Annotated in this window: 20 protein-coding genes; 3 read left to right on the forward strand and 17 right to left on the reverse strand. The window is 62.9% G+C overall.

What is annotated here, in order from left to right; genetic code table 11:
• Window positions 1-86: 86 nt before the first annotated feature.
• From rpsQ to rpsL, 15 genes are all read right to left on the reverse strand, one after another.
• On the reverse strand, window positions 87-356 hold the full coding sequence (gene rpsQ / locus DKM43_RS15940; RefSeq protein WP_109799477.1) for a 30S ribosomal protein S17: 270 nt from the start codon (window positions 354-356) through the stop codon (window positions 87-89).
• Between the two features lie 10 nt (window positions 357-366).
• Window positions 367-573 carry a 50S ribosomal protein L29 gene (gene rpmC / locus DKM43_RS15945; RefSeq protein ID WP_109799478.1) on the reverse strand — a complete coding sequence of 69 codons (207 nt, stop codon included), beginning with the start codon at window positions 571-573 and terminating at the stop codon, window positions 367-369.
• 11 nt (window positions 574-584) lie between these two features.
• A complete protein-coding gene (gene rplP / locus DKM43_RS15950) occupies window positions 585-1,019 on the reverse strand; it encodes a 50S ribosomal protein L16 (RefSeq protein WP_039334360.1) in 435 nt (144 codons plus the stop codon).
• Between the two features lie 24 nt (window positions 1,020-1,043).
• Entirely contained in the window at window positions 1,044-1,739 is a 696-nt protein-coding gene (rpsC, locus tag DKM43_RS15955; RefSeq protein WP_109799479.1) for a 30S ribosomal protein S3, read from the reverse strand.
• Window positions 1,740-1,741: 2 nt separating this feature from the next.
• Window positions 1,742-2,119, reverse strand: a complete 378-nt coding sequence (rplV, locus tag DKM43_RS15960; RefSeq protein WP_109799480.1) for a 50S ribosomal protein L22 — start codon at window positions 2,117-2,119, stop codon at window positions 1,742-1,744.
• Window positions 2,119-2,397 carry a 30S ribosomal protein S19 gene (gene rpsS / locus DKM43_RS15965; protein WP_109799481.1) on the reverse strand — a complete coding sequence of 93 codons (279 nt, stop codon included), beginning with the start codon at window positions 2,395-2,397 and terminating at the stop codon, window positions 2,119-2,121. Before rpsS ends, rplV begins: the two co-directional genes overlap by 1 nt.
• Window positions 2,398-2,403: 6 nt before the next feature.
• Window positions 2,404-3,240, reverse strand: a complete 837-nt coding sequence (gene rplB / locus DKM43_RS15970) for a 50S ribosomal protein L2 (protein ID WP_109799482.1) — start codon at window positions 3,238-3,240, stop codon at window positions 2,404-2,406.
• 9 nt (window positions 3,241-3,249) lie between these two features.
• Window positions 3,250-3,552, reverse strand: a complete 303-nt coding sequence (locus DKM43_RS15975) for a 50S ribosomal protein L23 (RefSeq protein ID WP_011444909.1) — start codon at window positions 3,550-3,552, stop codon at window positions 3,250-3,252.
• Window positions 3,552-4,190 carry a 50S ribosomal protein L4 gene (rplD, locus tag DKM43_RS15980; protein ID WP_109799483.1) on the reverse strand — a complete coding sequence of 213 codons (639 nt, stop codon included), beginning with the start codon at window positions 4,188-4,190 and terminating at the stop codon, window positions 3,552-3,554. Before rplD ends, DKM43_RS15975 begins: the two co-directional genes overlap by 1 nt.
• 3 nt (window positions 4,191-4,193) lie before the next feature.
• Window positions 4,194-4,949 (reverse strand): 50S ribosomal protein L3, encoded by a 756-nt coding sequence (rplC, locus tag DKM43_RS15985; RefSeq protein ID WP_109799484.1) that lies wholly within the window; start codon window positions 4,947-4,949, stop codon window positions 4,194-4,196.
• Window positions 4,950-5,209: 260 nt separating this feature from the next.
• Window positions 5,210-5,521: a 30S ribosomal protein S10 gene (rpsJ, locus tag DKM43_RS15990; RefSeq protein WP_011444906.1), complete on the reverse strand. Its 312-nt coding sequence runs from the start codon at window positions 5,519-5,521 to the stop codon at window positions 5,210-5,212.
• A gap of 169 nt (window positions 5,522-5,690) precedes the next feature.
• Entirely contained in the window at window positions 5,691-6,881 is a 1,191-nt protein-coding gene (gene tuf, locus DKM43_RS15995; protein WP_109799485.1) for an elongation factor Tu, read from the reverse strand.
• Between the two features lie 92 nt (window positions 6,882-6,973).
• Complete coding sequence (gene fusA / locus DKM43_RS16000; protein WP_109799486.1) at window positions 6,974-9,046, reverse strand: elongation factor G; 2,073 nt, start codon at window positions 9,044-9,046, stop codon at window positions 6,974-6,976.
• 96 nt (window positions 9,047-9,142) lie between these two features.
• Window positions 9,143-9,613, reverse strand: coding sequence for a 30S ribosomal protein S7 (gene rpsG, locus DKM43_RS16005; protein ID WP_109799487.1), 471 nt, complete (start codon window positions 9,611-9,613; stop codon window positions 9,143-9,145).
• 149 nt (window positions 9,614-9,762) lie between these two features.
• Window positions 9,763-10,134 (reverse strand): 30S ribosomal protein S12, encoded by a 372-nt coding sequence (gene rpsL, locus DKM43_RS16010; protein WP_011444902.1) that lies wholly within the window; start codon window positions 10,132-10,134, stop codon window positions 9,763-9,765.
• Between the two features lie 611 nt (window positions 10,135-10,745).
• On the opposite strand from rpsL, the gene DKM43_RS16540 reads away from it, so the two are divergent.
• The 3 genes from DKM43_RS16540 to DKM43_RS16025 all read left to right on the forward strand — a co-directional run bounded on the left by DKM43_RS16540 (window position 10,746) and on the right by DKM43_RS16025 (window position 13,236).
• A complete protein-coding gene (locus tag DKM43_RS16540; protein ID WP_161554108.1) occupies window positions 10,746-11,573 on the forward strand; it encodes a hypothetical protein in 828 nt (275 codons plus the stop codon).
• 422 nt (window positions 11,574-11,995) lie between these two features.
• Window positions 11,996-12,394 (forward strand): protocatechuate 4,5-dioxygenase subunit alpha, encoded by a 399-nt coding sequence (locus tag DKM43_RS16020; protein ID WP_109799562.1) that lies wholly within the window; start codon window positions 11,996-11,998, stop codon window positions 12,392-12,394.
• On the forward strand, window positions 12,394-13,236 hold the full coding sequence (locus DKM43_RS16025; RefSeq protein WP_109799489.1) for a class III extradiol dioxygenase family protein: 843 nt from the start codon (window positions 12,394-12,396) through the stop codon (window positions 13,234-13,236). Before DKM43_RS16020 ends, DKM43_RS16025 begins: the two co-directional genes overlap by 1 nt.
• Here DKM43_RS16025 and DKM43_RS16030 read toward each other — a convergent pair.
• Together DKM43_RS16030 and DKM43_RS16035 are read right to left on the reverse strand one after the other, a co-directional pair.
• A complete protein-coding gene (locus DKM43_RS16030) occupies window positions 13,224-13,850 on the reverse strand; it encodes a response regulator (protein ID WP_109799490.1) in 627 nt (208 codons plus the stop codon). The two genes, DKM43_RS16025 and DKM43_RS16030, sit on opposite strands and share 13 nt — an antisense overlap.
• Window positions 13,847-15,505 carry a sensor histidine kinase gene (locus DKM43_RS16035; protein WP_109799491.1) on the reverse strand — a complete coding sequence of 553 codons (1,659 nt, stop codon included), beginning with the start codon at window positions 15,503-15,505 and terminating at the stop codon, window positions 13,847-13,849. The genes DKM43_RS16030 and DKM43_RS16035 overlap by 4 nt, the downstream gene beginning before the upstream one ends.
• Window positions 15,506-15,518 lie beyond the last annotated feature (13 nt).

Genomic DNA, 15,518 nt, shown 5'->3' on the forward strand with positions numbered 1-15,518 from the left:
AAACCAGTCCGGCAGTTCCAAAACAGTAGCCGGGGCCGCTACACGACTTGGGCCGTGAAGCAACCCCAAACTTCGTGAAGCGTCGATCAGACGTCCGCTTCGAGAGCGGCGCCCTTGCCGGCAGTGACGCGGTCGATGACCTTCCACGTCTTCAGCTTCGAGATCGGCGCAGTCTCCTCGATGCGCACGGTCTCTCCGGTCTTGTAGGCATTAGCCTCGTCGTGGGCGTGATACTTCTTCGAGCGGCGGATGATCTTCCCGTAGAGCGGGTGCTTCACCTTGCGCTCGACCTTCACGACCACGGTCTTGTCGGTCTTGTCAGACACCACGGTGCCGATAAGGATACGCTTGGGCATACTTTCGTCCTTACGCCTGGGCCGACTGAGAACGCTCAGTCTGCAGCGTCTTGATGCGCGCGATGTCGCGACGGACCTCCTTGATGCGCGCGGGGCGCTCAAGCTGGTTCGTCGCAGCCTGGAAGCGCAGGTTGAACTGCTCGCGCTTCAGCTCGGCGAGTTCAGCGCTCAGCTGGTCGTCGCTCTTGGCGCGAAGGTCTTCGATCTTGGCCATCATTCGACTCCCAATCACTCGCCGCCAAGGTGCGAGGTATCACCCAGGCGGGCGACGACCTTCGTCTTGATCGGCAGCTTCATCGCGGCGCGGCTGAAAGCCTCGGCCGCCAGCGGGCCGGGGACGCCGTCCAGTTCGAACAGGATGCGGCCCGGCTTGACGCGGGCTGCCCAGTATTCGATCGAACCCTTGCCCTTGCCCTGACGGACTTCGGCGGGCTTCTTCGACACAGGAACATCCGGGAACACACGGATCCACAGACGCCCCTGACGGCGAATGTGGCGCGTGATCGCGCGGCGGGCGGCTTCGATCTGACGAGCGGTAACGCGCTCCGGCTCAAGGGCCTTCAGGCCGTAGGAGCCGAAGTTGAGGTCCGTGCCACCCTTGGCAACGCCGTGGATGCGGCCCTTGAAGGCCTTGCGGAACTTGGTCTTCTTCGGTTGCAGCATGGTGCTTCTCTCTACCCTTCAGGCTCAGCGTGCCGGACGGACGCCGGAAGTCTGCGCTTCCATCATCAGTCGGTCCTGCGCCATCGGATCATGACCGAGGATCTCACCTTTGAAGATCCAGGTCTTGATGCCGATCACGCCATAGGCGGTGTGGGCTTCGGCTTCCGCGTAGTCGATGTTCGCGCGCAGCGTGTGCAGCGGAACACGGCCTTCGCGATACCATTCGACGCGCGCGATTTCAGCGCCACCAAGGCGCCCACCACACGTGATCTTGATGCCTTCGGCACCAAGGCGAAGCGCGGACTGCACCGCACGCTTCATCGCACGACGGAAAGCAACGCGACGAACGAGCTGGTCCGCGATCCCCTGAGCGACAAGCTTCGCATCGATTTCCGGCTTGCGGATTTCGACGATGTTCAGCTTGACGTCGCTGCCGGTCATCGTGGCAAGCTTCGAACGCAACTTTTCGATATCTGCACCCTTCTTGCCGATGATGACGCCCGGACGGGCGGCATAGATCGACACGCGGCACAGCTTCGCGGGACGCTCGATCACCACCTTCGAAATCGCTGCCTGAGGCAGGTTCTCGACGATATACTTACGGATCTCAAGGTCTTCCTTGAGCATCTGCGCGTAGTTGCGACCTTCCGCATACCAGCGGCTGTCCCAGGTCCGGTTGATCTGCAGGCGCAGACCGATGGGGTTCGACTTGTGACCCATGATCAGGCCTCCTCAACTTCGCGGACCACGATCCGCAGCCGCGAAAACGGCTTCAGGATGCGGGTCGACTTGCCGCGACCACGGGTGTGGAAGCGCTTCATGGTGATCGATTTGCCGACCGAGGCTTCGGCCACGACCAGCGCATCGACGTCGAGGTTGTGGTTGTTCTCGGCATTGGCGATCGCAGACGCGAGCACCTTGCGCGCATCAACCGCCATCGCCTTCTTCGAGAAGGCAAGGATGTTCATCGCCTCTTCCGCGCGCTTGCCACGGATAAGTCCAGCAACGAGGTTCAGCTTCTGCGCCGAACCACGGATCTGCGTGCCAACCGACAGCGCTTCCTTGTCGCCAACGCGACGGGGTGCCTTAGGCTTGCTCATCAGCGCTTGCCCTTCTTGTCAGCGGCGTGGCCAGGGAACGTGCGCGTGGGCGCAAACTCGCCAAGCTTGTGGCCGACCATCTCTTCCGAGACGGAAACGGGAATGAACTTGTGTCCGTTGTAGACGTTGAACGTCAGGCCAACGAACTGCGGAATGATGGTCGAACGACGCGACCAGGTCTTGATCGGGCCAGCGCGCGACCCTGCATCGTGAGCGGCTTCCGCCTTCTTCAGCAGATGCAGGTCGACGAAGGGGCCCTTCCAGACGGAACGTGCCATGTGGTCTTACCTCTTCTTCTTCGCGTGGCGCGAACGGATGATCATCTTGTCCGTCGCCTTGTTGTGACGGGTGCGGGCGCCCTTGGTCGGCTTGCCCCACGGCGTCACAGGATGACGGCCACCCGAAGTCCGGCCTTCACCACCGCCGTGCGGGTGGTCAACCGGGTTCTTGGCAACACCGCGCGTCAGCGGACGGCGGCCGAGCCAACGGTTGCGCCCCGCCTTGGCAAGATTGGTGTTCGCGTTGTCGGGGTTCGAAACCGCACCCACGGTGCCCATGCAGTCACCGCGCAGATAACGCTGTTCGCCAGAGTTCAGGCGCACGATCACCATGCCGCGGTCACGACCGACGAGCTGAACATAGGTTCCAGCCGAACGAGCGATCTGCCCACCCTTACCCGGCTTCATCTCCACATTGTGGATGATCGTGCCGACCGGCATCTGCGACAGCAGCATTGCGTTACCCGGCTTCACGTCGGTTTTTTCACCAGCGACCACCACATCGCCGACAGCAAGACGCTGGGGCGCAATGATGTAGGCCTGCTCACCGTCTTCATACTTGATGAGTGCGATGAATGCCGTGCGATTCGGATCATATTCCAGACGCTCGACCGTTGCAGGCATGTCCCACTTGCGACGCTTGAAGTCGATGAAGCGATACTTCTGCTTGTGCCCACCCGCGATACCGCGCGAAGTCACATGACCCTTGTTGTTACGACCGCCGGTCTTGGTCTTGCCTTCGGTCAGCGCCTTGACGGGCTTTCCCTTCCACAGCGACGACTTGTCGACGAGGATCAGGCCGCGCCGGGCGGGGCTGGTCGGATTATAGCTCTTGAGTGCCATGGTCTAGCCTCAGATCCCGCTGGTGACGTCGATCGACTGGCCAGCAGCCAGGGTCACGACAGCCTTCTTGACGTCGGTGCGCTTGTAGGGCTTGCCCTTCCAGCGCTTGGTTTTGCCCTTCTGCGTCAGGGTGTTCACCTTCGTGACCTTGACGTTGAACAGGGCTTCGACCGCGGCCTTTATCTCAGGCTTGGTCGCCTTGTCGGCAACCTTGAAGACCACGGCGTTGTTCTCGCTCAGCAGCGTTGCCTTCTCCGTGATGTGGGGAGCCACAATCACGTCGTAGTGACGCGTATCGATTGCGTTAGCCATCAGTTAGTCCCTCCCGGAAGGGCGAAACGCGCCTCCAGCTTTTCGACCGCAGCGCGTGTGAGCACCAGCGTGTCATGCTTCAGGATGTCGTAAACGTTGGCACCGATGGCAGGCAGCACATTGACACCGATGATGTTGCGTGCCGCCTTGGCAAAGTTGTCGTTCACGGCTTCACCGTCGATCACGAGAACCTTCTTGCCCCAGTTGGCCTTGGCCAGCTGACCGGCAAGCACCTTGGTCTTGGCATCGACATCAAGCGAGTCGACAACCACGAGACCCGACTTGGCCTTCGACGAAAGAGCCATCTTGAGGCCGAGAGCGCGGACCTTCTTGTTCAGCGAGATGTTGAACTCACGAACGCGGGGGCCGTGAGCCTTGCCGCCACCGATGAACACGGGAGCCTTGCGATCGCCGTGACGCGCCGTGCCGCCGCCCTTCTGGCGACCGAACTTCTTGCCGGTGCGGGCAACATCCGAACGCTCGCGCGCCTTGCGGGCGATGCCGCGACGATTCTCCAACTGCCAGGTGACGACGCGATGCAGGATGTCCGCCCGCGGTTCGAGACCGAACACGTCATCCGACAGTTCCACTTCGCCCTTGGCGGCAGTGCCATCGAGATTGAGGACCTGAACCTTCACGACTTAGCCCTCCTGACCTTCGGTGGCTTCGACAGCCGCAATGTCTGCGGGGGTGTCGGCAGCAGCCGAGTCATTGCTGTTTGCGGCCTGCTTGAGGCCTGCGGGATAGGGCGCGTCAGCATGGCGCGAAACCTTGACCGCGTCACGCACGAGCAGCCACGCGTTCTTCGAACCGGGCACTGAGCCCTTCACAAAGATAAGGCCACGCTCGTCATCGGTGCGGACGACTTCGAGGTTCTGCTGCGTGCGCTGACGATCACCCATGTGGCCAGCCATCTTCTTGTTCTTGAAGACGCGGCCGGGATCCTGACGGTTGCCAGTCGAACCGTGAGCACGATGCGAGATCGAAACGCCGTGCGTGGCACGCATACCGCCGAAGCCCCAGCGCTTCATGGCGCCCTGGAAACCCTTGCCCTGAGTCTTGCCGGTAATGTCGACATACTGGCCGGGAACGAAGTGCGAAGCGGCGATGGTGGAGCCGACATCGAGCAGCGCATCTTCCGAAACGCGAAACTCGGCGACTTCCATCTTCAGCGGGACTTCCGCCTTGGCGAAGTGCTCACGCTGCGGCTTGGCAACGTTCTTCTGCTTGGCTTCGCCAGCACCCAGCTGGACCGCAACGTAACCGTCACGCTCCTCGGTGCGAACCGAAACCACCTGGCAATTTTCAAGCGACAGGACAGTGACCGGCACGTGCCGACCATCTTCCTGGAAAAGGCGGGTCATCCCCACCTTCTTCGCGATCACGCCGGTGCGCATGATCCATACTCCTAACAGAGGCCTGCCGGGCCCATCCCGACAGGCGTGTTCAGCCCGTATGTGAAGCATGCCCCGACCGGGCTGAATGCCACTGCCTCGACAGTAGCGATCGGGGGACGCTTTCCCGGCCTTGCCATTGCTGGCGGCGCCGGAGGTATCCCTTTGTCGCGGCGAAAAATCTGTTTCGCCAAACCGGCACGAAGGACCGGAAGGATATTTGGGATCCGCTGATCCGAAACCTGTGTCGTCAGGCCAGCCGTTCAGGCCAGCTTGATCTCGACATTGACGCCAGCCGCAAGGTCCAGCTTCATGAGCGCGTCGACCGTCGCCGCATTGGGCTGCACGATGTCGAGCAAACGCTTGTAGGTGCGAACCTCGAACTGCTCACGCGACTTCTTGTCGATGTGCGGGCCGCGGTTGACGCAGAACTTCTCGATGCGCGTCGGGAGCGGAATGGGGCCCCGGATCAGCGCGCCGGTGCGACGGGCGGTGTCCGCGATTTCTCCAGTGGCCTGGTCAAGAACACGATGATCAAAGGCCTTGAGGCGAATGCGGATATTCTGGGCTTCCATGTCCGTTTACCGATGCGAAAGAGCAAAACAAAAAATGTCAGTCGGCCTGCCCTCTACCCCACCCCACTTTGCGAAGTCCGGGGAGAGCGGGCCGACTGCCAAAATGCGATCAGTCCGTAAAAACCGACCGGCGGGAAGAGCGAATCTCCCCGCCGGTGCGCGGCCTATATTACTTCGTGATCTTGCTGACAACCCCCGAACCGACGGTGCGGCCACCTTCGCGGATAGCGAAGCGCAGACCTTCGTCCATCGCAATCGGAGCGATCAGCTTGACCGAAAGAGTCACATTGTCGCCAGGCATGACCATTTCGGTGCCCTCAGGAAGGATCACTTCACCGGTCACGTCGGTTGTGCGGAAGTAGAACTGCGGGCGGTAGTTGGCGAAGAACGGCGTGTGACGGCCACCTTCGTCCTTCGACAGCACGTAGACTTCAGCAGAGAACTCGGTGTGCGGCGTGACCGAGCCGGGCTTGGCCAGAACCTGACCGCGCTCGACTTCTTCACGCTTGATGCCGCGGATCAGCGCGCCAATGTTGTCGCCGGCTTCACCCTGATCGAGAAGCTTGCGGAACATTTCAACGCCGGTCACGGTGGTCTTCTGGGTGTCCTTCAGACCAATGATTTCGACTTCTTCACCAACCTTGATGACACCGGTTTCGACACGACCGGTAACCACGGTGCCACGGCCGGAGATCGAGAACACGTCTTCGACGGGCATCAGGAACGGCTTGTCGGTCGGGCGCGGCGGCTGCGGGATGTAGCTGTCGACGGCAGCCATCAGCTCGTTGATCGAGTTCTTGCCGATTTCGTCGTCGCGGCCTTCGAGGGCGGCGAGAGCCGAACCCTTGATGATCGGAATATCGTCGCCGGGGAAGTCATACGACGAGAGCAATTCGCGCACTTCCAGTTCGACGAGCTCAAGGATTTCCGGATCGTCGACCTGGTCAACCTTGTTCATGTACACGACGAGAGCCGGCACACCGACCTGGCGGGCGAGCAGGATGTGCTCGCGGGTCTGCGGCATCGGACCGTCAGCAGCATTCACCACGAGGATCGCGCCGTCCATCTGCGCCGCGCCGGTGATCATGTTCTTCACATAGTCGGCGTGACCGGGGCAGTCGACGTGGGCGTAGTGACGGTTGGCGGTTTCATACTCGACGTGTGCGGTCGAGATGGTGATGCCGCGCTCGCGCTCTTCCGGAGCCTTGTCGATGTTCGCGTAGTCGGTGAATTCGGCGCCGCCGGTTTCGGAAAGCACCTTGGTGATTGCGGCAGTCAGCGTGGTCTTGCCGTGGTCGACGTGACCGATGGTGCCGATATTGCAGTGCGGCTTGGTCCGCTCAAACTTAGCCTTGGCCATTGTTCAAACCTTCTTTTCGTATGTGTGCAGATACTGCGGGAAATGGACGGCACCCGCTGAATCGAGCGCCGCCCCTAATGCCATCCGAGCGCTTATGCAAGCTTCGCCTTGACTTCGGCTGCGACGTTGGCCGGAACCTCGTCGTAGTGATCGAAGAACATGGAGTAGTTTGCACGGCCCTGCGTGAACGAGCGAAGCTGGTTCACGTAGCCGAACATGTTCGCAAGCGGGACCATGGCCGTCACCGCCTGGGCGTTGCCGCGGCTGTCAGTGCCCTGGATCTGGCCACGACGCGAGTTGATGTCGCCGATCACGTCACCGAGGTATTCCTCCGGCGTGATGACTTCCACCTTCATGATAGGCTCAAGCAGCTTGATGCCTGCCTTCTGGGCAACTTCGCGCATGCAGCCGCGGCCCGCGATTTCGAATGCCAGCGCCGACGAGTCGACGTCGTGGTAGGCGCCGTCGTAGAGCAGGATTTCGAAATCGATGATCGGGAAGCCCACGAGCGAACCGGTTGCGGCCGTTTCGCGCATGCCCTTCTCGATGGCGGGAATGTATTCCTTCGGAATGTTGCCGCCCTTGATTTCATCCTTGAAGATGATGCCACTGCCGCGTTCGCCGGGCGTGACCTTGACCTTCACGCGGCCGAACTGGCCGGTGCCACCCGACTGCTTCTTGTGGGTGTAATCGACATCCACGGGCTTCGCGAGATATTCGCGATAGGCCACCTGAGGCGCACCGACGTTTGCTTCCACCTTGAACTCGCGCCGCATGCGGTCGACAAGGATTTCAAGGTGAAGTTCGCCCATGCCCTTGATGATCGTCTGGCCCGATTCGTGGTCGGTCGAGACACGGAACGAAGGATCTTCAGCGGAAAGGCGGTTGAGCGCGATTCCCATCTTTTCCTGGTCAGCCTTGGTCTTCGGCTCGACCGAAAGTTCGATGACCGGTTCAGGAAATTCCATGCGCTCAAGGATGATCGGCTGCTTTTCCGCGCAAAGCGTGTCGCCCGTCGTGGTTTCCTTCAGACCGGCGAGAGCAACGATATCGCCTGCGTAAGCGGTCTCGATATCTTCGCGGTTATTGGAGTGCATCAGCAGCATGCGGCCGACCTTCTCCTTCTTGTTCTTCACCGAGTTCAGGTACGATCCCTTGACGAGCGTCCCCGAATAGATGCGAGTGAAGGTGAGCGAGCCGACGAACGGGTCGTTCATGATCTTGAACGCCAGCGCCGAGAACGGCGCGTCATCCGAAGTCGGACGGCTGTCCGGCTCATCGGTGTCGGGATTGATCCCCTGCACGTCGGGAATGTCGAGCGGTGACGGCAGATAGTCGACCACAGCATCGAGCAGGCACTGCACGCCCTTGTTCTTGAACGCGGAGCCGCAGAGGACGGGCACGAATGCCTGGCTGAGCGTACCCTTGCGGATCAGTGCCTTCAGGGTCGCCACGTCAGGCTCATTGCCTTCCAGATAGGCTTCCATTGCCTCGTCGTCCTGCTCGACAGCAAGTTCGACCAGCTTGGCGCGGTATTCGGCGGCTTCGTCTGCCAGATCGGCCGGGATTTCCTCGTAGAAGAACTCGGCGCCGAGCGATTCGTCCTTCCAGATGATCGCGCGCTGTTCGACGAGATCGACGAGGCCCTTGAAATCGCTTTCCGCGCCGATCGGCAGGTAAAGGACGGCGGGCGTTGCACCGAGGCGGTCGATGATCGTCTGGACGCAGTACTTGAAGTTCGCGCCGGTGCGGTCGAGCTTGTTGATGAAGCACATGCGCGGGACGTTGTACTTGTCGGCCTGGCGCCAGACGGTTTCCGACTGGGGTTCAACACCTGCGACGCCGTCGAAGGCGGCGACTGCGCCGTCCAGGACGCGCAGGGAGCGTTCGACTTCGATGGTGAAGTCGACGTGGCCGGGGGTGTCGATGATGTTCAGGCGGTGATCGCGCCAGAAGCAGGTGGTGGCGGCCGACGTGATGGTGATGCCGCGCTCCTGCTCCTGCTCCATCCAGTCCATGGTGGCGGCGCCGTCATGGACTTCGCCGATCTTGTAGGACTTGCCGGTGTAGTAGAGGATGCGCTCGGTCGTCGTCGTCTTGCCGGCGTCGATGTGCGCCATGATGCCGAAATTGCGATAGCGCTCAAGCGGATGGCTGCGTGCCATGGTGCTTTTCCTTGGAAATATGGGGGAGCCGAACAAGCCCCGCCCATATGGTTAATTTCGTGACCGTTTGAAGACGGCCCCGGATACCGGCGAAGATTACCAGCGGTAGTGGCTGAACGCGCGGTTCGCGTCGGCCATGCGGTGGGTGTCTTCGCGCTTCTTGACCGCGTTGCCGCGATTGTTGGCCGCATCGAGCAGCTCTGCCGAAAGGCGCGCCGCCATGGTGGTTTCCGAGCGGTTGCGCGCGGCATTGATGAGCCAGCGGATGGCCAGCGCCTGGGCGCGTTCGGGGCGCACCTCGACGGGCACCTGATAGGTGGCACCGCCGACGCGGCGCGAGCGCACTTCGATCTGCGGGCGCACGTTGTTCAGCGCATCGTGGAAGAGCTGGACCGGGTCCGCCTTCGCACGGGCCTGCATGGCTTCGAGCGCACCATAAACGATGCTTTCGGCAACCGACTTCTTCCCGTCGAGCATGAGGTTGTTCATGAACTTCGAGAGAACCTGATCACCGAACTTCGGATCGGGCAGGATGACCCGCTTTTCCGGACGACGACGACGTGACATATTGTGTACTCCTTCGGAGCGAGCCTTCCGCATCCGCGCAAGGCTCTCGGCTCCGGCGCACTCCGCATTTCCGACCTTTCTGGCCGGCCACCCGGAAGCCACCTGGCCGGTGACTGGGTGAAACGAAGGACCGAAACCCCTTTTGAACCTTACTTCGGACGCTTGGCGCCGTACTTCGAGCGGGACTGCTTGCGGTCCTTGACGCCCTGCGTATCGAGCACGCCGCGCAGGACGTGGTAGCGAACGCCGGGAAGATCGCGCACGCGGCCGCCGCGGATGAGCACGACCGAGTGCTCCTGCAGGTTGTGGCCTTCACCCGGAATGTAGGAGATGACTTCGCGGCTGTTGGTCAGGCGGATCTTGGCGACCTTGCGCAGCGCCGAGTTCGGCTTCTTCGGAGTGGTCGTGTAGACGCGGGTGCAGACGCCGCGCTTCTGCGGGTTCTGCTCCATCGCAGGGACCTTGGACTTGGCCTTCTGCGGTTCGCGGCCCTTGCGGACCAGCTGATTGATCGTGGGCATGTGAAAACTTCACCTGTAGTTCTGGCGCTTCGGGCCGAAGGTGAAGGAATGCGGATGCCGCAAATGCGCAAAACGGGAAAGCCGGGCCGCAAGGCCCCTTCCCCCGCACGCAATCACGAACCGAAACGCTCCACCCGCAACTTTCGCCGCCGGGTTACTTTGACGGATTACCTGGCAGAACCAGACGCACCGGCAATGTTCAGCTCAAGCCAGAGGCACAGCGAGGCCGCACCTGTGGAAGTGCGCGCCCTTAGGCGGGTTTGGAGGTGGGGTCAAGGGGTGCGTCGCGACGACGAACTAACAGAAACTGGGGCAAGCCTGTTGCTCGCCGACACTTCCAGAAGTGTCCAGCCGGGTCCGGACTGCGAATTTATCAAGCCGTTCATTTACCGCGGGCCGTTGATCAACGGAGCATGGAGCAAGGGACTGCCGGGGTTAGCGTAACGCGACATTCCTGCCACCGCCTCGGAACGGCGCACAGTGGTCGAAACTTGTCCATCATGCCCGATTCCGGGGCATGCCAGGGCGATGGCCCTCGCCTTTTTTCCTTCGCTCTTTTCCGTTGGCAGTTTCCGCTTTCCTACATTTAACCGTATGGGTTAATCTGGAGTATGGATGAGATCGAGCGGAAAGCGCGTGGCGGGGACAGCCCGGCCGGGCATGTGGCACGGCAGCGGACTTCGCGGGTGCGGCGCGTGGATGACGTGGACGATTCGCTGCTGGACTTTGCGCCCTATGTGCATGTGGCGCCGCGGCGCAATTCGATCACGCCCGACAAGCAGCGGCGCTTCATTGCCGTGCTGGCGGCGACGGGGATTGTCAGCCATGCGGCGCGGAGCATCGGGGCTTCGATGGAGGCGCTTTACAAATTGCGCCATCGGGCGGGGGCCGAGGATTTTGCGCGGGCGTGGGATGCGGCGGTGGAGCGGGGCTATTCACGGCTGGAGGATTGTGCGCTGGAGCGGGCGATTGCCGGGGAGGAGCGGCCCATCGTTTCGGGCGGGCAGGTGGTGGGGACGTGGACGCACCACAACACGGCGCTGCTGATGTTCCTGCTGCGCGCGCGGCGGCCGGAAAAATTCGGCGCCGTGCGGCTTGCCGATCTGCGGCCGGGCCATGCCATCTATGAAAGCCTGCGGGCCGAATGGCTGGCGCAGTGGCAAGCCGAACGCGAGGCCCAGGCGGACGAGGTGCGCCGATCCTTGCGCGCCCGGTTGCTGGACATGCGCGATGCCATGCTGCGCGAGCGTGCGCGCGGCGAGGGCCGGTCAGTCGACTTCGGGGATGTGGATGGGCGTGGGCGCGGCCAGCCGCAGGGCATCGGCGATCTCGATCACATCGGCGATGATGCGCGCCTCGGCCGGAGTCAGCCCTTCGAAGCCGGGGAGGAAGGCGCGGCAGGCCTGGATGAGATTGGCGGGGGAGCGTTCAAGTTCTGACCGGTATTGATCGAGCGTGTGGCAGCCATCGATATTCGACCACAGGACGCCGCCCGGCCCCGGCCTTTCGTGATAGGCCCAGAGGGCGTGGACGGCCCGCTCTACCGCAAGGCGCACCTGTTCGACCACGTTGGCACCGGCCGCCTTCGCCCTGAGGCGCTGGCGATAGCGGCGCTGGCGTTCGGCGTTGGAGAGCGGCATGGCGCCTGTGTTTACCGCCGGGCCGGGGGCGGAGATATTCCGTTACGTTACCTATGGCGGGTGCAACCGTTCGTTTCATCGAACGCGGTCGGCCGGTGCCGCAAGCCCATGACCGATGGCAGGGGCGCACATGCCGGCACTGCCTTGATCTGGGTCAAGGCGGGATTGTATGTGTTGCATATCAATTGCCGTCATCAAGCCTGTTGTGGGAGGGCGATTCGATGACGAGTGATCCGGTTCGCGACGACAATGCGCGGCGCAAGGCGATACCGCTGTTCGATGGCGATCTGGCAAGGCGCGGCTATGCGCTGAACGCCATGTGCTTTTCCTTCAACGAGGAAGCCAACCGCAAGGCGTTTCTGGCGGACGAGGAAGCATACTGCGCGAAGTTCGGCCTGACCGAAGAGCAGCGCGATGCGGTGGCGCGGCGCGATGTGCTGGCAATGCTGGAGGCGGGCGGAAACGTCTATTATCTGGCCAAGCTGGCCGGGATCTTCGGACTGGGCGTGCAGGACCTGGGCGCGCTGCAGACGGGCATGTCGGTTGACGCGTTCAAGGCGATGCTGGTGCGTCAGGCCGAGGCGATCCCACAGGGTGCCAGAGTGCGGGAGGCGGTGTGATGGCAAAGATCATCGGCGGCTATTTCACCAGCCACGTGCCGGGCATCGGCGGGGCGATCGTGCGCGGCGATCAGGAAACGCCCTACTGGAAGCCCTTCTTCGACGGGTTTCCGCCGATCCGCGCATGGCTGGCCAAGGAGAGGCCCGATGTGGCGGTGGTATTTTCCAACGACCACGGGCTGAACTTCTTCCTCGACAAGATGCCGACCTTCGCGGTGGGCGCCGCGCCACAGTATGACAATGCCGACGAGGGCTGGGGTCTGCCGGTTTACAAGAGCTTCGAGGGGCACCCCGCGCTTTCGTGGCACCTGATCGATGCGCTGGTGCGCGACGAGTTCGACATCACCACGTGCCAGAAGATGCTGGTGGATCATGCCGTGTCGATCCCGTTCGAACTGGTGTGGCCGGGCGTGGAAGCCTGGCCGGTGAAGCTGGTGCCGATCTCCATCAACACGGTGCAGTATCCCCTGCCCAGCCCGAAGCGGTGCCTTGCGCTGGGACGGGCGGTGCACCGCGCGCTGATGAGCTGGGGCGGCGACGAGCGCATCCTGATCTGTGGCACGGGCGGCCTTTCGCACCAGCTTGACGGGCCGCGCGCAGGATTCATGAACCCGGAATACGACCTGTTCTGCCTTGATAACCTTGCCGCCAATCCCGAAGCGCTGACCGGCCATTCGGCCGAAGAGGTGGCAGAGCTGGCGGGGACGCAGGGGGTGGAGATCCTGAACTGGATCGCCGCGCGCGGGGCGATGGGCGATACGCCCATGACCGAGGTGAGCCGCAACTACCACATCCCGATCAGCAATACGGCCGCCGCCAGCCTGCTGCTTCAGGCGGGCTGATCGTTCACCGCAAGCAGGGCAAGTTCGGTCCGGTTCTCGATGCCGAGCTTCTGATACATGGTGTGGAGATAGACCTTCACGGTGCCTTCTCCGATGCCGAGCTGGGCGCCGATATCGCGGTTGCGCATCCCGCGCGCGACGAGCGCGGCGATTTCGCGCTCGCGCGGGTTGAGCTTGCCCAGCGGCCCCTCGCCCGATGGCCGGAGCGACAGATCGAGCGCGCGTTGCAGGATGGCGGGTTCAATCGCCTTGTGACCGGCATGGACCCGCGACAGCACATCGACGAGGCCATCTTCGGCCCCGTCCTTGGAGACGATGCCCTGCACCCCCGCCCGCATGACCGCCATGAGCTGGCGATCGTTGATGCCCGCGGTGAGCAGCACGACCGGCCGGTCATCGCCGCGCGCCCGCAGGGCTTCGAGCACTTCGACCCCGTTCATGCCGGGCATGTTGATATCGAGCAGGACAATGGCCGGATCATGCGTCCGCACCGCATCGAGCGTTTCCGCGCCGCTTGCCGCCCCTGCCACGACGGTGAAAGGGCTGCCGCGCAGCACCGCTTCGACCCCGGCGCGGATAAAGCCATGATCATCTGCAACAAGGACGGGAATCATGCCTGTTCTCCGGTTGGAAGTGCGATCACGAGACATGCGCCTTGCGCGGTGTCCTGCAATTCGAAACTGCCGCCAAGCGCGGCGACGCGTTCGGCAATCGACCGGGGCCGCGGGGCCATCCCGTCGACACTGGCAAACCCGCCGCCGTCATCGCTGATGGTAAGGTGCAAGGTGCCGTCCCTGCTGGCAAGCCCGATCTCGACCGCGCTGCACTGTCCATGGCGGGCGGCATTGGCAACGCCTTCACGCACGAGCTGGCGCACTTCATGGGCGATGTGCAGGGGCAGCAGGAGCGGATGGTCTGGCGCATCGAGACGGGTCCGGATGTGCCAGTGCGCCCCGGTCTGGACGAGCAGATCGCTGAGTTCGGCCACGAGATCGGTCTCGCGCTCGCCGTCCTCGCCCCGGCGCAGCCGATCGATAAGCTGGCGAAGCTGGCTCTGCTCTTGCCGCAGCGCGTTCTTGATGGCGGCGATTTCGGGTTCGGGATCGTTACCTTCGCTGATCCAGCGGCGCAGCGCCTCAAGCCGGAACAGGGTGCCCGCAAGGAACTGGGCAAGGCTGTCGTGAAGATCGCGGGCAAGCGCCTGACGCACCGCATCGGCGGCCGAAACGCGCGAGAGGCGGGCGGTTTCCTCGCGGTCGAGCGCAAGGCCCAGTTCCTGTCCGATCGCGGTGAGCAGGGCAATGTCATCGCGGCAGGGACCATCGATGGCCCAGGCGACAAGCTGGCCCGACCCCATGACGCTGCGCACCGGGGCCACCAGCCCCTCGTCGATGCCGAGCCGGTCGAGCAGGAGCGAGGACACCGGACCAGAGCGCGCAAAGCACAGTCCGCCTTCGCCCGAAAGACGCAACTGGCGCTGACGCCGGGTGCTGAACAAGGCAGGCGAGCCGGGGTTGAGAAGTTCTTCGGCCATGCCATCAGGCATGAGCCGTTGCACGTCGATCCCGTTGGGGCCGAAGATGCGCAGTTCGATCCACGGCTCCTCGCTGCTGGCAAGGGCGAGCGCCACCCGCCAGGCACCGAGCGCGCTGGCAGCCGCGGCGAGCGCGGGATCGATCACGCTGTCGCGCCGCTCTCCGGGAACGCCCGGCGCTTCGGGCAGGCTTACCGCGCGCCCGGTGCCGCGCGCCGTGCTGAGCCACAGGAGCATGGAGGCGAGAAGCACGATATAGATGACGCGACGGCCAAAGCGCAGCAGGTCGATCTGATAGCCGAACTGGTAGAGCGTGAGGCCGACGGCGAGATTGATGACGAGCAGCGCCGCAGCCGTGAGCGCCGTCACACGCCAGTTCCAGCGGACCATCGAGGAAATGAGCAGGAAGGCCGCAAAGGCGAGGAACGGTGTCTGAAACTCGCTGACGGGAGTTTCGGTGAGATAGACCGAAGCCAGCAGCACCAGCATGTCGACCGCCTGCGCCACTGGCGCGAGACGATGGTCATACCACCAGCTGTAGCGCGCGACAGCCAGCAGCAGCAGCGCCCAGCCAAGATAGGCTGCCAGCACCGGCGCACCGTAGCCATAGCCGAAGCCGCGGAACGGCAGAGACGGTTCGGCGATGAGAACGCCCCAAAAGGCCAGGGCGAGAACCAGACGCGCAGCCGCAACCGCGAGGCCGGTGTTGCGCTTTCTGGTCGCGTTATCCTGCAAAGTGCAGCTCTCT

The organism is Novosphingobium meiothermophilum (genome assembly GCF_003171715.1).
GTDB lineage: Bacteria > Pseudomonadota > Alphaproteobacteria > Sphingomonadales > Sphingomonadaceae > Novosphingobium > Novosphingobium meiothermophilum.

What these genes read in the sequence shown, in the direction of transcription:
- tuf (WP_109799485.1), bottom strand. Translation starts at nt 6,881, where the DNA reads ATGGCCAAGGCTAAGTTTGAGCGGACCAAGCCGCACTGCAATATCGGC.
- rplV (WP_109799480.1), bottom strand. Translation starts at nt 2,119, where the DNA reads ATGAGCAAGCCTAAGGCACCCCGTCGCGTTGGCGACAAGGAAGCGCTG.
- DKM43_RS15975 (WP_011444909.1), bottom strand. Translation starts at nt 3,552, where the DNA reads ATGGCTAACGCAATCGATACGCGTCACTACGACGTGATTGTGGCTCCC.
- rplP (WP_039334360.1), bottom strand. Translation starts at nt 1,019, where the DNA reads ATGCTGCAACCGAAGAAGACCAAGTTCCGCAAGGCCTTCAAGGGCCGC.
- rpsQ (WP_109799477.1), bottom strand. Translation starts at nt 356, where the DNA reads ATGCCCAAGCGTATCCTTATCGGCACCGTGGTGTCTGACAAGACCGAC.
- rpsL (WP_011444902.1), bottom strand. Translation starts at nt 10,134, where the DNA reads ATGCCCACGATCAATCAGCTGGTCCGCAAGGGCCGCGAACCGCAGAAG.
- fusA (WP_109799486.1), bottom strand. Translation starts at nt 9,046, where the DNA reads ATGGCACGCAGCCATCCGCTTGAGCGCTATCGCAATTTCGGCATCATG.
- rpsC (WP_109799479.1), bottom strand. Translation starts at nt 1,739, where the DNA reads ATGGGTCACAAGTCGAACCCCATCGGTCTGCGCCTGCAGATCAACCGG.
- DKM43_RS16025 (WP_109799489.1), top strand. Translation starts at nt 12,394, where the DNA reads ATGGCAAAGATCATCGGCGGCTATTTCACCAGCCACGTGCCGGGCATC.
- rpsJ (WP_011444906.1), bottom strand. Translation starts at nt 5,521, where the DNA reads ATGGAAGCCCAGAATATCCGCATTCGCCTCAAGGCCTTTGATCATCGT.
- DKM43_RS16540 (WP_161554108.1), top strand. Translation starts at nt 10,746, where the DNA reads ATGGATGAGATCGAGCGGAAAGCGCGTGGCGGGGACAGCCCGGCCGGG.
- rpmC (WP_109799478.1), bottom strand. Translation starts at nt 573, where the DNA reads ATGATGGCCAAGATCGAAGACCTTCGCGCCAAGAGCGACGACCAGCTG.
- rpsS (WP_109799481.1), bottom strand. Translation starts at nt 2,397, where the DNA reads ATGGCACGTTCCGTCTGGAAGGGCCCCTTCGTCGACCTGCATCTGCTG.
- rplB (WP_109799482.1), bottom strand. Translation starts at nt 3,240, where the DNA reads ATGGCACTCAAGAGCTATAATCCGACCAGCCCCGCCCGGCGCGGCCTG.
- rplC (WP_109799484.1), bottom strand. Translation starts at nt 4,949, where the DNA reads ATGCGCACCGGCGTGATCGCGAAGAAGGTGGGGATGACCCGCCTTTTC.
- DKM43_RS16030 (WP_109799490.1), bottom strand. Translation starts at nt 13,850, where the DNA reads ATGATTCCCGTCCTTGTTGCAGATGATCATGGCTTTATCCGCGCCGGG.
- rpsG (WP_109799487.1), bottom strand. Translation starts at nt 9,613, where the DNA reads ATGTCACGTCGTCGTCGTCCGGAAAAGCGGGTCATCCTGCCCGATCCG.
- DKM43_RS16020 (WP_109799562.1), top strand. Translation starts at nt 11,996, where the DNA reads ATGACGAGTGATCCGGTTCGCGACGACAATGCGCGGCGCAAGGCGATA.